Source organism: Streptosporangium sp. H16, from assembly GCF_051918855.1.
GTDB lineage: Bacteria > Actinomycetota > Actinomycetes > Streptosporangiales > Streptosporangiaceae > Streptosporangium.
In genome coordinates, this window is sequence record NZ_JBPXMD010000031.1 from 46355 (window position 1) to 60893 (window position 14539).

Sequence of the window (14539 nt, forward strand, 5' to 3'; positions counted from 1 at the left end):
CGTGAGGGGCTTGAACCGATTCCATGGAAACGTTTTAATTTCCGGTGACGAGCATGTGCCGCCCGGCGGCCTGGCGACGACGGCCACCGTTGTACTCGGCGACGTCGGCTCCGCGGCCGAGGACCGCGTCACACGGCTCGCCGCCGATCCCCGCGTGCCCCTCGGTGAACGTCGGCGGCGGGGCTCGTCCCGTCCAGTCGCGGATCGGCGGCACCGAGCGCGTTCGCGCTCCGGGGCGCGCTCGGCTTTGACACGAACCACGGGCAGGAGAGCACCTCAGGTGTACTACGGCGGCGACTACAACCCAGAACAATGGCCCGAATCGGTATGGGACGACGACATCCGGCTGATGCGGGCGGCGGGCGTGAATCTGGTCAGCCTGGGGGTGTTCGCGTGGGCGCGCATCCAGCGCGCCGAGGGCGAGTTCGACTTCGGCTGGCTCGACCGGATCCTCGACAAGCTGCACGCGGGCGGAATCGGGGTGAATCTCGCCACGGCCACCGCCTCCCCGCCACCGTGGGCGAGCCGGGCCTACCCCGAGATCCTGCCGAAGGACGCCTCGGGGGCCACCTACTGGCACGGCAGCCGGCAGGCGTACGCTCCCACGTCGCCGGTGTACCGGCGCCTGGCGGCCGAACTCGCCGGAGCGATCGCGGAACGCTACGCCTGCCATCCCGCGGTGGTGATGTGGCACGTCAACAACGAGTACGGCTGCCATGTGCACGCCGACTACTCCGACAACGCCGCGGTCGCGTTCCGCGCCTGGCTGCGCGGGCGGTACGGCGACATCGAGGCGTTGAACGACGCCTGGGGCACGGCCTTCTGGTCGCAGCGCTACGGCGATTTCGAGGAGGTCGTCCCGCCTCGGCTCACGCCCTCCAGCGTCAACCCCTCCGGTCTCCTGGATTTCAAGCGCTTCACCTCCGACGCGCTGCTCGAGCTCTATCGCATGGAAAAGTCGATCATCCGTGCGGCGGGTGGCACTCAGCCCGTCACCACGAACTTCATGGGCGCGTTCGAGCCGATCGACTACCGCTCGTGGGCGGCGGATCTGGACCTGGTCGCCGATGACAGCTATCCCGATCCGGCGGACGCCGAGTCGTTCCGGGAGGCCGCCTTCGACCGGGATCTCATGCGATCCCTCAAACCGGGAGTTCCGTGGGTCCTCATGGAGCAGGCCCCGGACGCGGTCAACTGGCGTGCGAGCAACTCGCCGAAGGCGCCAGGACAGATGGCGGCCCTCAGCGTGCAGGCCGTCGCGCGAGGCGCCGACGGGGTGATGTTCTTCCAGTGGCGCCAGTCCCGATCAGGCTCGGAGAAGTTCCACTCGGCGATGGTGCCGCACGCGGGAACCCGCACCCGCACCTGGAGGGAGATCGTCGAACTCGGGCAGAACCTGGCCGGGCTCCCTCGGCTCTCGGCAGAGGTCGACGCGCCCGTGGCGCTGATCTACGACTGGCAGAACCGGTGGGCGGTGGAGAACTCCGACCATCCGGTGCGCTTCGACTACCTCGCGGTCGTGCGGCAGTGGCACGCGGCGATCCATCGCCAGCACGTCACCGCCGACATCCGGCATCCGGACGACGACCTGTCGAAGTACGCCGTCGTCATCGCACCACAGCTCTACCTGCTGACCGACGCGTCGGCGGCCAACATCGCGGCCTATGTCGCCGATGGCGGGACGCTGCTGCTGTCGGCGTTCAGCGACGTGGTCGACGAGCACGACAGGTTCGCCGCCGGGGGCTTCACCACCCGGCTGGGAGCCACGCTCGGCCTCAGGGTGAGGGATTTCGGCGCCCTCCCCCTCGACGCGCACGATCGCACCACGGTGACCGTGTCCCTCGGAGACACCTCGATGACCGGCCGCCTGTTCGCCGAGGAACTCGACCTGATCGACGCGACGGTCATCGGCGACTTCCGCGACGGCAGACTCCAGGGGCACCCCGCCTTCACCTCGCGGACGAGCGGTTCGGGAACGGCCTACTACCTGGCCACCATTCCCGATGAGGACGGCATGCGCGCGGTCACCGCGCGGATCTTCGCCGGCGCCGGCGTTCGCCCGCCTGTGGATCGGCTGCCGCAGCACGTCGAGGCCGTCGTGCGCGACGGGCGCCTGTTCGTCATCAACCACTCCGGACAGCCCTTCACACCGCCTTCGTCCTTCGGCCGCCGGCCGGAGGCGGCCAGCGAAGCCGGTGACACCATCGGCGCCTACGGCTGGCGTGTCTTCGGGCGGGCGACCTCATGACCGCGGTGCCCCCACTACGGCCACCCGCCTCCCGGACGCCGTGTCCGCTCCCGCGCCGTCCACTTCTCCGGCCGGGCACGAAGGGCCTGTGCAGGAATACGCACTCGCTGTGCGTATTGCTGCCTCCTGGTCGCGGGCGTCGTAGAACAAACTTCTGTGGACATGAGGGTGCTGCCCTGACGGCAGGCCCTCCTCTTCTTGTCCAAGGAGTTTCACGTGTTACGAAGACGGGCCGGGGGTCCGGTCGCGGTGGTCGCCGCGGTGGCCGTACTGGCGGGCGGGCTGGTGACGAGCGCGCCCGCGCGCGCGGACGCGCGGCGGCCGGGAAACGCGGCCGCCCTGATGGCGGGGGCGAACAAGGCGCCGGAGGCGACGGCACCGGCGGGGGGATCCGGGCAGACCGCCCCGGACGGTGACTTCACGTACTCGTACCCGATCGAGGTCCCGCCGGGACGGCGGGGGCAGAGCCCGGCGGTGGCGTTGCGGTACGCGTCGTCGGCGCCGGTGCACGGCGGGGTGGCCGCGGGGTGGAGCCTGCCGGTGCGGGCGGTCACGGTGGACCCGGAGGCCGGGACGTTCCGCCCGGAGCGGCCGGACGGCGGCGGCGCGGCCGATCCGCGCAACTTCGCCGGGCCGGACGGCAGCCCGATGGTGCCGGACCAGAGCCTGCCGGTCTCGCCCGGCGGGGTGGGGTACCGGGCGCTCAACGACACCGGCTACACCCGGTTCGAATATCTCGGCGAGGTCGCCTCCGAGCCGTACTGGTGGAAGGCGTTCCGCGGCGACGGCACGGTGCAGCGGTTCGGGGTGAAGAGCCGGCACCCGTACGGGTACGCGCCGCTGGTCAGCGAGACCGACCACACCGGCCACCAGCTCAGGTACAACTACACCGTGGTGGGGCGCACCACGGCCGCGCCCGCGGCCGGGCACCCGCGGGAGTTCCTGCTGTCGAGCATCGACTACTGGTCGCCCGGCTCGTCCCAGGCCGGCGGCGACCAGCCGTACGCCCGGGTGGTGTTCGACCACCTGGACCCGGTCTTCTGCGGCAATCCGGACACCTCGGACCTGCTGCCGGTCGGCAGCAGGCTCGACTACCGGTACGGGACGGGGCTGCTGTCCGGCACCCGCAAGCTGGACCGGATCATCACGCAGCGCAAGAACCTGAACGGCACCGGGTTCTTCCACGTGCGCCAGTACCAGCTCGGCTATTCGGGCACCGACGACTGCGCGGCGGGAACGGCCGCGCCGTTCCGCGAGCTGGCGAGCGTCCAGCAGACCGCGTACTCGCCGAACATCGGCTCGGGGGCGGGCGGCACGACGGTGCTGCCCGCCACCCGGTTCACGTACGGCAAGGCGGCCGCGTACACCAGGGAGGAGCACTACCAGCCCGCGGTGACGGTGGCGAACCTGAGGATGCCGGAGTCGGTCGACACCAACACGGTCGACCAGTTCGGCGACACGGCCGGGCTGTTCGCGCCCACGTCGGGCTTCCGGTCCTGTGACGCGAAGTTCTGCGCGGTGCCGGGCGACGGCACGGCGAACCTGCCGAGTTCCTACCACCTGTCCTGGCAGGCGTCGGCGGCGCAGGCGTCCGGGGAGAGCGTCACCCGGATGTGGCTGGACATCAACGGCGACGGCCGGGTGGACCTGCTGAGGCGTTCGGGCGAGTCCGGCGACATGAACCTGTCGCGGGCCAGCACGGCCGGCCCGTTCACCGGCGGCTGCCACGTCGAGGTGTACGTGAACCGGGGCAGCCAGGGCTTCGCCAGGGACGACGCCCTCTTCGCGTCGTTCAGCCTGGCCAAGGCCATGGCGGACGTGCCGGTGAGCGCGGGCGCGGGCGACAGCGGGGTGGGCGAGCTGCTGTGCTCGCTGAACCGCTCGTTCAGCTCCACCTCGGCGGGCTGGCAGGGCGACGCGTCCAAACCGTGTCACACGGTGGCGAACTGGGGGGCACGCGCCGGCTGGGGCTCCATGCAGCAGGTGCGGCACGGCTTCTACGACGTGGACGGCGACCGCCGCCCCGATCTGATCTCCCAGCCGATCGCCTCGGTGCACTGCCCGTACGCGAGCACGCACGGCGTGCCCGCGCCGCTCTGGGACGACCCGGAGCGCGACGGCGTGCCCGCGGACCCGCACTGGCGGACCGAGTTCAAATTCCGCATCCCGAACTCGTCGATCGACCCCGTCCAGGTGACGGCGCGCCAGGCGTACTGGTACGTGTACCGCAACACCGGCACCGGCTTCGAGGCGACCCCGGCGAAGGTCCCGGCGGGCCGGACCACCGACACCCGGCTGAACGAGCGGATCGTCACGGTGCCCGAGCCGGGCTTCGTGGGCGCCTTCCACGCGCCGTACGCCTCCCTCGAAGGTTCGAAGCAGGTCCTCGGCACGCTGACCGACATCACCGGCGACGGCTACGGCGACTTCGCGGTGGACAGCGGCTACGTGCTGCCCGGCACGAAGGGCGGTGGTTTCGGCGACCCGATCAAGTTGCCGGACGGGGCGCAGAACGCCGACTTCGCGCCGGGCAGGGACCGGGCCGAGGGCTCCGGCTGCCCCGGCTGCCTGGAGACCTACACCGGCTACATGCGGGGCGGCGTCGAGCCGGACGTCAACGCAGACGGGCTGCCCGACCGGGTCGAGGTGCGAGACGGCGGCACCCGGGTGACCTACAACGCCGGGTTCGGCTTCGGCACCGCGGACGGCGGCGGCCAGGTGATGTTCAGCGAGGGCGCGGCCGACACCAGGCGGCTGGAGTCGTTCCGGCTGGTGGAGGACTCCCACGACTGGCAGGGCTACCCGACCGCGAGCACCCGGTACGTGAGGACCCGGATGGTGGACCTGGACTACGACGGCGTGCCGGACGTGCTGTTCCACAACGCCGGCACCGGGGCCAAGCTGTACCTGGGCGGTGGCGCCGCGTGGGTGAGGGCCACCGGCGTGGACGCAGCCCTCGCCCACCGGCTCGGCGGCAGGGTCACCGGCGGGGCCATGCGGAACCAGTTCGTGGACCGCGCCGACTACCTGCACACCTACGCGCACAAGGCGGCCGACGTGAACGCCGACGGCCTGCTGGACCTGGTCGAGGACGGCGACGGTGACGGCTCGGTGACGGTACGGTACGCCAAGGCGATCCTGGACACCGGCGAGAGCCACAACGCCCCGGCGCGGCTGCTGCGCACGGTGAGCAACGGCTACGGTGCCACGTCCCTGGTGTCGTACGGCTACGACCCGGCCGCCGGCAAGTGGACGGCCACGCGGGTCACCGTGCGTCCAGGGCAGGGCGAGCCGGAGATGACCACCCGGCACCACTTCCGGCTGCCCGCCTTCACGCCAGGCCCGTACGGGCAGTCCCGGTTCCGCGGGTTCGCCGAGGTGCGGACGTTGCGGGTCGGCGACCCGGGTAACGCCGGCGACGACCTGACCACGGTCCGGCTGTACGCCTTCGACCAGGACCACCGCGGGCTGCCCCGGCGCACCGTGACGGTCCGCGGCGACACGGCGTTCACCGCGGGCCCGGCGTTCGACCCGGCCGGCCAGACGGGCGTGATGCGGGTGGTGGACGAGACCTACCATGTGCGGGAACTCTGGCTGCGCGCGCCCGGCATGGCGGCGGGCTTCTCGCCGCGGGTGGTGCTGCCGAGGGCGACGACCACCCGTACCTGCACCGGGGCCCTCGGGCAGACCGCGGACGCGTGCGTCGCGTCGGCGCCGTCGCTGGTCGTCGAGACCGGCTGGGCGGGGAACAGCGTCGGCGGGAAGTTCGTCGCGGACCTGCCGAGCAAGGTCGAGACCCGCTTCGTCAACGGGCAGGGCAGGCAGGAGATCCGGCGCGCCTCGCCGTCCTACAAGGTGGCCTGGACGAGCGCGGTGTACCGGGTGGCGCCGGACACCACCGTCGAGGAGCGCGTGCTCGACGGCGTGACCACCCCGCTCGGGGTGACCCGCACCTCCTACCACGACGGCGACTTCCACTACCCGAAGAACGTCACGGTGGACGACGCCATGGCGGGCGTGCCCGACCGGACCACCCGGTACCAGTACTACGGTGGCGACGGCGCCCGCCGCGGCCTGCCGTACCGGACGTGGCAGCCGGCGCAGGTCGCCAGGTACGGCAACACCAACGACGCGGCCGGGTTCACCGAGTACGCCTACGACGCCCACGGCGTGCACGTGGTCCGTACGACCAACCCGGCCGGCCACGTGACGACGTCCGTCGTGGACCTCGGCACCGGGGTCGCGCTCGACGTGGCGGGCCCGGACTATGTCTGCCCGGACGGGCCGGACGCCGGCGGCGAGCCGGACCCGGCGACCGCGTGCGCGTTCGGCGACGCCGAGTTCCGGGAGCGCACCGTCGTCAGGATCGACGGGTTCGGCCGGCCGCTGCAGACCCTGCGGCACGCCGCCGGCGCGGGCGGGGCGACCGGCGTCGAGGTGGCCCGCGCCACCTACGACGACGCGCCCGCCGGCGGCGCGCCGGTGTCGCGCGTGACGCGGGAACTGGTCGGGGACGGCCTGTTCAGCAGCACGACGACGGAGCTCGACGGCCTGGGCCGCACCCTCCGCAGCGTCGTGCGGCAGCGGGCACAGCAGGACTTCACGACGAGCTACGACTACGACGCCGCGGGCCGGGCGTACCAGGTGTTCGTGCCGCGCGGCGACGGCGAGTCCGGCTCGGTGGGCGTGCGCACGACCTACGACGCGCTGGACCGGCCGGTCAGGGTCCAGGAGACCGGGTCGGGGTCGCAGGTCTTCGAACTGCACACCTACGACGGGCTCGCGCACACGGTCTCGCAGCAGACCGCCGACGGCTCGCCGCCGTCCCAGACGATCACCCGGCGGGACGCGGCCGGGCAGGTCTCCACGATCGACGAGCGGCGTGGCACCCGCGACTCCGACGGCGAGAACCTCCCGCTCTGGGCCACCACTTTTTACGCCTACGACGGCGCGGGCCGCACGGCCTCGGTGTCGGACTCCGACGGCGTGACCACCACGCTGGTGCACGACCACTCCGGCAACCGCCGGTCGATCACCGGCGCGGGCCGCACCTGGTCGTACGGCTACGACGCCAACGGCAACATGACGTCGATCACCGAGCCGCTGCCGGCCGGCGCGCAGGCCGCGGCCTACACCCACACCACCGAGTACGACGACCTGAACCGGGTCGTCAAGGAGATTCCGGCGGTGCGCGACCTGACCGCCGCGGAGCGGGAGGAGTTCAAGCTCGGCCCGAAGGAGTACGGCTACGACCGGGCGCACTCGTCGCTGCCCGCCGTCCAGGCCGCGAACCAGGTCGGCCGGCTGTCGTACACCAGCTCGCCGTCGGTCACCGTGGTCAACCGCTACACCCCGTACGGCCACCTGGCCGGCGCCCGGCAGATCGTGCCGGCGCTGTCCGGACTGGTCACGGCGGACGACCTGGCGGTCGACCACCAGCGGGACGCGGCCGGCAACGAGGAGCGCGGCACGTACTCCGCGGTGCTGGCGCACGGAACGGTCACCTACGAGGGGCCGTCGGTGCACACCGGCTACGACCACGACGGCGTGCCCTCCGAGGCGCGGTTCACCGTCGGCGGCAAGAGCATGACGATCCAGTCCTTCCGCAACCGGCTCGGCCTGGTCACCGTCAGGTCCGCCAACCAGGACGCCACCGCCGGGTTCGCCCGCCCGGTCGTGTTCCACGGCCACGACAGGTTCGGCCGCGCCACCTCGCTGCAGGTCATGGGCAAGGCCGGCGGCACCCAGCGGTACCGGCAGACGCTGAGCTACCACGACAACGGCGAGGTCAAGGAGATCGCCGAGCAACTCGGCGGCACCGGCGAGCCGGTCCGCACCACCACCTACAGCTACGATCACCGCCACCAGCTCACCGGCGCCGCGCAGTCCGGCGGCACCGGCTACCGGGGCACCTTCCGGTACACCCCGGGCGGCCGGATGGCGGCGGCCGACGTCTCCGCGACCGGTGCGGCCCGGCCGGTGGCCCGTGACGTCACCCACGTCTACCAGGACCCGCGGGCGGGCGGCGACCCGCAGCGGCTGGTCGCGCTGCGCCGGGCCGACGGGACCGACCTGGCCGTTTACGCCTACGACGAGGCGGGCAACACGCTCACCCGCGCGCTGCCCGACGGCACCGTGGTCGGCCAGCGCTGGGACGGCTACCGGCTGCGCAGGGTGACCCGGCCGGACGGGGAGAAGGAGACCTTCTTCTACGACGGCAACACCCGGGTCGCCGCGGTCCGGCACGACGCCGACGGCACCCTCGCCGAGGTCCGCCGCTGGTTCGGCGACCTGGAGGCCCGCTACCGGCCCGGCACGGCCGCCGAGTACCGCCACCTGGTGCGGATCGGCGGCGACGCCGTGGCCCGCGTCGACGGCGACCACGCCACCGGCACCGTCGAGCACCACGTCGGCTCGGTGCAGGGCCACCAGGTCCTCACCCTCGGCGCGGCGCCCGACGCCACCGGCCAGGCCCCGGTGCTGCGGACCGCCTCCTACGGCGCCTTCGGCGAGCTGCTCACCGAGACGCTCGCCGCGGGCACCCCGGCGGGGAAGTACTCCCGGGAGTTCAACGGAAAGGACCGCGACGCCACCGCGGGGCTGCACTACTACGGATACCGCTACTACGACCCGCTGGCCCTGCAGTGGACCTCCACCGACCCGAAGTACCGCTTCACACCGGACACCGCGGACCCGCGGCGGGCGAACCTCTACACCTACACCCGCAACAACCCGGTCGGCCTGGTCGACCCGGACGGCCTGGAGGACCGGCCGGTGAACGGTTCCACCTTCGCCAAACAGACCCACTACAACGGCGGCGGCGTCGGCACCCTCATGCACGTCGAGGTCAACGCCACCAACGCCGAGATCTCCGCGGGCCGCCGGACCTGGGGCACCTCCGCGCAACTGGACGTCGGCCACCTGGAGACCTCCGTCGCCGACGGGAACTCCGCCGAGGCCATGCTGGTGACCGTGTACGGACCCGCCATCCCGGACGCGGAGAGCGGCGGCACCTGGCAGGTCAAGGCCGAGGTCGGCATCTTCGGCACCGGCGGGTTGCTGACCGGCGCCGACGTCACCACCTACACCAGCGCGGACGGCCTCACCTACGAGGCCCCCGGGATGGTGGCGGCCAACGCGATGGACCACGACGACGACGGCGCGAGGGACGCGGCGAGAGGCCTGATCGCCTACGGGATGATGTTGCGGGCCAGGGCGGAGGACGCCAGGCGCAAGGCCTGGGACGGGCCCCTGGACCAGATGGGCGCGTACGGCATGTGCACCCCGGAGCACGCCGAGTGCGCCGGCCCGTCCCATCCGGAGACCGAGAAGCGGGTGACCACCACTCCGGACGAGCCCATGTCGCGCAAGGACTTCGGCCGCCTGATCGACGCCGCGAACCGGGACGGCGGCTCGGGGAAGGGGGAGCCCACCGACATCCTCTCCGGGTGGAAGGACCCGAAGTGATCCTTGACGACCGGTGAGGGCGGCGGGGGAGGGCCCTCGACATCTCCGTGGCCCGCGCGCCGGTCCCCGGCACCGGGGGGTGCCGGGGACCGGCGCGCGGAGGCCGTGCGCGAGGGATCAGGGCAGGTAGACCTTCGGCTGCGGCGGGGTGGCCATGCCGTCGCCGATGAAGAAGCCCGGGTGGGGCGGCTGGTTGTAGGCGGTGTTCTGCCAGGCCAGGGCCACCCGGTACTGCGGGTCGTGCAGCAGAGTGTGGATCTTGGTGCTGGTCGCGGCCGGCGTGGAGTAGATCCGCAGGGCCCGGTTGTCGGTGGTGGGCCAGATGACCTCCTCGCGCCAGTCGCCGAGGATGTCGCCCGACAGGGACGGGGTGGCCTTGGTGCCGTTGTTGGAGTGCACCCCGGAGGCGGTCAGCAGCCGGGTCTCACCGCCGGTGCCGTACTTGTCGATCCGGGTCTGGTCCAGCAGCTCGCGGACCGGGTCGCCGTCCCACCAGGCCAGGAAGTTGGCCGAGGAGGGGTTGCGGCCGACCGAGGCCCCGGAGGAGTTGTACAGGTTGCCCATGTTGGTCCCCGCGCCCCAGAACTCCGCTCCCGGGCTGCCGGCGTAGATGTCGGCGGCCACGCCGCGGCCGGGTCCCTCCGCGCCGCCGTTGTTCGGCCGCTGCCAGACGACCTGCCCGGTGCGGGCGTCGTGCACGTCGGCCGCGGGCTGGTTGCCCGCCTCGTGGATGGTGAACACCTCCAGGCCCGACCGGCCCGGGATCAGGTCGCCGACGTGCAACGCGTCGCCGTGCCCGAAGCCGGTGCGGTACATGCCGGCGCCGTTGTCGTCGATCGTGGCCGCGCCGTAGATGATCTCCTGTCTGCCGTCGGCGTCCACGTCGGCGATGGACAGCTGGTGGTTGCCCTGGCCGGCGTAGCCGCTGTTGCCCGAGGAGTTGGAGTCGAACGTCCAGCGGCGGGTCAGCGAGCCGTTGCGGAAGTCCCAGGCGACGATGACCGCCCGCGTGTAGTAGCCGCGCGCCATGATCAGGCTCGGCCGCTGTCCGTCCAGGTAGGCGGTGCCCGCCAGGAACCGGTCCACCCGGTTGCCGTAGTTGTCACCCCAGGAGGAGACGGTGCCGCGCGGCGGCTCGTAGCCGACGGTCGACATCGCGGCGCCGGTCTGGCCGTTGAACATCGTCAGGTACTCCGGCCCGGCCAGGATGTAGCCGGAGGAGTTGACGTGGTTGGCGCTCGCGTTGCCGATGGTGGTGCCGCGGCCGTCGACCGTGCCGTCGGCGGTCTTCATCGCCACCTCGGCCCGGCCGTCGCCGTCGTAGTCGTACACCTGGAACTGGGTGTAGTGGGCGCCGGCGCGGATGTTGCGGCCCAGGTTGATCCGCCACAGCCGGGTGCCGTCGAGCCTGATCCCGTCGATGTAGACCGGGCTGGTGACCCCGGACTGGGAGTTGTCCTTGGCGTCGTTGGGCTCCCACTTCAGCACCAGGTCCAGCCTGCCGTCCCCGTCCAGGTCGCCCGTGCTCGCGTCGCTGGCGGTGTGGTTGCCGCTGGGCGGGCTGATCGGCACGTCCAGGTAGCCGTTGCCGAAGCGCAACGCGGTCCCCGAGTCGGCCTGCTCCGTGCCGCCGACCACGGCGCGCACCGTGTACGAGGCGTCGGCCGCGGCGCCGGAGTCCAGGTAGTTGGTGGAGTTCGTGACGCCGGCGACCAGGGTGCCGCCCCGGTAGACGTTGAACGTGGTGTCGCGGGACTCGGTGCCCAGAAGGCGCCAGGACACCAGGTTGCCGCTGCCGGAGCGCACGCTGATCAGGCCGCGGTCCAGGTCCTCCATCTGCTTGGCGTCGCCGGGGACCGGGTCGGTGCCGCCGAGCTTCACGAGCTGCCACTGCTGGTTGGCACCGTTGAGGTCGGTGTACTGCGACACGCGGGCGCCGTCGGCGGTGGACCGCTCCCACACCTCCAGGGCCTTTCCGCTGGTGCGGTTGATCAGCTTGACGTGGCCGCCGTCGGTGTCGACGACACGGAACTGCTGGTTGCCGCCGTTGAGGTCGGTGTACTGGACGACCTGGGCGCCGTCGGCGGTGGAGTGGTTGTAGATGTCGAGGACCTTGCCGCTGTGGCGTGAGCGCAGCCGGTAGTAACCGCCGCCGGAGTCGACGAACTGCCACTGCTGCCAGGCGCCGTCGTTGCGGGACCACTGGGCGATGGGGGCTCCGTCGTTGGTGGCGAGATCGAGGACGTCGACGGCCTTGCCGCTGTGCCGGTTCACCAGGACGTACCAGGCGTTGGTGTCGATCGTCGCGGCGGCGGCCGGTCCGGCGGCCACGAGCGACTGGCACACCGCGAGCAGTACCAAGACGGCTGCCGCGAGAACGGCTCCGGCATGGCGGCGGACGCCTCGCGGGGGAGGGCTTGCGAGTCTGTTCACAGGGGGGTGCCTCTCGTTGCGGACGATGGCTCTACGAACGCGCGACGGCTGCTGTTAGCGTTAACATTTCCGCTGGGTGTCGGGCTCTTCACAGGCATGAAGGCAAATTTGTGCCAAGTGTCGGCAGAGGCCTCGGGGCGGTCAAGCGGCGGGCGGGATCCCCGGAGGGTCCGGCGCGCGGGGCCGGCGTCCCGCGCGGCTTTCCCGGCCGTCTCCCCCCGGAGGCCGGCCGCGCACGACCTGCGTCTTCCCGGCGTCCCGGCGCCGCTGGCGGCGCCGGCCCCGCGGCCCGTCCGCAGACCTCAGGGTTCTGAAAGTTTCAGCGCCGCGACCGTGGCCGGCACGCCGGGTGGTCTTTCTCCGGTCCTCTCCCGGTCCTCCCCGCCCTCGCGGTGGCGCCGGCGCGGTCCGGCGCGCCGGCCGAGGGAGATCTCGCCGGTCAGTCGGTACCGAACTCCATCGCGGCGCGGTCGAGCATCTCGTCGTCACCGGAGACCTCGCCGCGGGAGGCGATGGCCTCGGCGCCGCCCCGCGGCATCGCGCCGATCAGCCCGGTCGAGGCCGCCTGGGCGGCGCCGATGAGCGCGGGGTGGGTGGTGCCGACCATGCCGAGGCCGGCGTACTGCTCGAGCTTGGCACGCGAGTCGGCGATGTCGAGGTTGCGCATGGTGAGCTGGCCGATCCGGTCCACCGGGCCGAACGCCGAGTCCTCGGTGCGCTCCATCGACAGCTTGTCCGGGTGGTAGCTGAAGGCCGGGCCCGAGGTGTCCAGGATCGAGTAGTCCTCACCGCGCCGCAGCCGCAGCGTCACCTCGCCGGTGATCGCCGTGCCCACCCAGCGCTGCAGCGACTCGCGCAGCATCAGCGCCTGCGGGTCGAGCCAGCGGCCCTCGTACATCAGCCGGCCGAGCCGCCGTCCCTCGTTGTGGTAGCTCGCCAGGGTGTCCTCGTTGTGGATCGCGTTGACCAGCCGTTCGTACGCCGCGTGCAGCAACGCCATCCCGGGCGCCTCGTAGATGCCGCGGCTCTTGGCCTCGATCACCCGGTTCTCGATCTGGTCCGACATGCCCATGCCGTGCCGTCCGCCGATCGTGTTCGCCTCCATCACCAGGTCGACCGGGGTGGCGAACTCCTTGCCGTTGATCGTCACCGGGCGGCCCTGCTCGAAGCCGACGGTCACGATCTCGGCGGCGATCTCGACCTCGGGATCCCAGAACCGCACGCCCATGATCGGGTCCACGGTCTCGATGCCGGTGTCGAGGTGCTCCAGGGTCTTGGCCTCGTGGGTGGCGCCCCAGATGTTGGCGTCGGTCGAGTAGGCCTTCTCGGTGCTGTCGCGGTAGGGCAGGCCGTGGGCGAGCAGCCACTCCGACATCTCCTTGCGGCCGCCGAGCTCGGACACGAAGTCCGCGTCCAGCCAGGGTTTGTAGATGCGCAGGTGGGGATTGGCGAGCAGGCCGTACCGGTAGAACCGTTCGATGTCGTTGCCCTTGAACGTCGAGCCGTCGCCCCAGATCTGCACGTCGTCCTCGATCATCGTCCGGACCAGCAGGGTCCCCGTGACGGCACGGCCGAGCGGCGTGGTGTTGAAGTAGGGGCGCCCTGCCGAGCGGATGTGGAACGCGCCGCAGGTGAGCGCGGCCAGGCCCTCCTCGACCAGCGCCGCGCGGCAGTCGACCAGCCGCGCGATCTCGGCACCGTACGTCAGCGCGCGGCCGGGCACCGAGGCGATGTCGGGCTCGTCGTACTGGCCGATGTCGGCGGTGTAGGTGCACGGAACGGCACCCTTGTCGCGCATCCACGCGACGGCGACCGAGGTGTCGAGGCCGCCTGAGAAGGCGATGCCGACCCGCTCGCCGGTGGGCAGGGAGGTGAGAACCTTGGACATGAAACAAGATTATGCATTACGGCGCATGGTCATGCAAAGCGGGGGGTGGTTCATGGCGCGAGGCGTTGGCCGCGATCGCCTCTCGCAGCCACTCCGCCGCGCCCGGCCGGGTGTTCGTCTCGATGCCCGCCCGGAAACGCGGGTCCTCCACGTACAGGTGGCTCTTTCGCACGTGGAACTCGTGCGTCATGTCGTAGAACCAGCGGGCGATGTGCCGCCGCTGCGCCTCGGCCACGTCCATCGCCGCCTCGCTCGACGGGGCCGCGCCGGCGTCCATCAGCTCTCGGATCCGCGCCTCGATCGCCGCGTTGTCGCGGTTGATCCGCTCCCACTGCTCCTTTCCGTAGGCCGCGACGCGCTTCGCTGACTGCGTGTACGCGCCGGAGTTCCCCCATCGCTGCTCCACCTCGGCGAGGTACTCGTCCTCCCGATCGGCGAACTCGCCCCAGACCTCGCGCTTCTCCTCGTCGCCGAGCGGGGACCTGATCTTCCTGTCACTCATG

At 71.8% G+C, this 14539-nt stretch carries 6 protein-coding genes; 2 read left to right on the plus strand and 4 right to left on the minus strand.

The features are described from left to right. Window positions 1-34: 34 nt before the first annotated feature. Window positions 35-214, minus strand: a complete 180-nt coding sequence (locus tag ACTOQ2_RS35145; protein WP_440105140.1) for a hypothetical protein — start codon at window positions 212-214, stop codon at window positions 35-37. Window positions 215-247: 33 nt separating this feature from the next. On the opposite strand from ACTOQ2_RS35145, the gene ACTOQ2_RS35150 reads away from it, so the two are divergent. Continuing rightward, on the plus strand, window positions 248-2248 hold the full coding sequence (locus tag ACTOQ2_RS35150) for a beta-galactosidase (RefSeq protein ID WP_440105141.1): 2001 nt from the start codon (window positions 248-250) through the stop codon (window positions 2246-2248). A 216-nt stretch (window positions 2249-2464) separates the two neighbouring features. Next, window positions 2465-9715: an RHS repeat-associated core domain-containing protein gene (locus ACTOQ2_RS35155; protein WP_440105142.1), complete on the plus strand. Its 7251-nt coding sequence runs from the start codon at window positions 2465-2467 to the stop codon at window positions 9713-9715. A gap of 117 nt (window positions 9716-9832) precedes the next feature. Here ACTOQ2_RS35155 and ACTOQ2_RS35160 read toward each other — a convergent pair whose 3' ends face one another. The 3 genes from ACTOQ2_RS35160 to ACTOQ2_RS35170 all read right to left on the minus strand — a co-directional run bounded on the left by ACTOQ2_RS35160 (window position 9833) and on the right by ACTOQ2_RS35170 (window position 14538). Beyond that, complete coding sequence (locus ACTOQ2_RS35160) at window positions 9833-12148, minus strand: RICIN domain-containing protein (RefSeq protein ID WP_440105143.1); 2316 nt, start codon at window positions 12146-12148, stop codon at window positions 9833-9835. 439 nt (window positions 12149-12587) lie between these two features. Further along, a complete protein-coding gene (gene argG, locus ACTOQ2_RS35165) occupies window positions 12588-14036 on the minus strand; it encodes an argininosuccinate synthase (protein ID WP_440105144.1) in 1449 nt (482 codons plus the stop codon). Window positions 14037-14052: 16 nt separating this feature from the next. Continuing rightward, window positions 14053-14538, minus strand: coding sequence for a TipAS antibiotic-recognition domain-containing protein (locus ACTOQ2_RS35170; RefSeq protein WP_440105145.1), 486 nt, complete (start codon window positions 14536-14538; stop codon window positions 14053-14055). Between the last annotated feature and the right edge of the window lies 1 nt (window position 14539).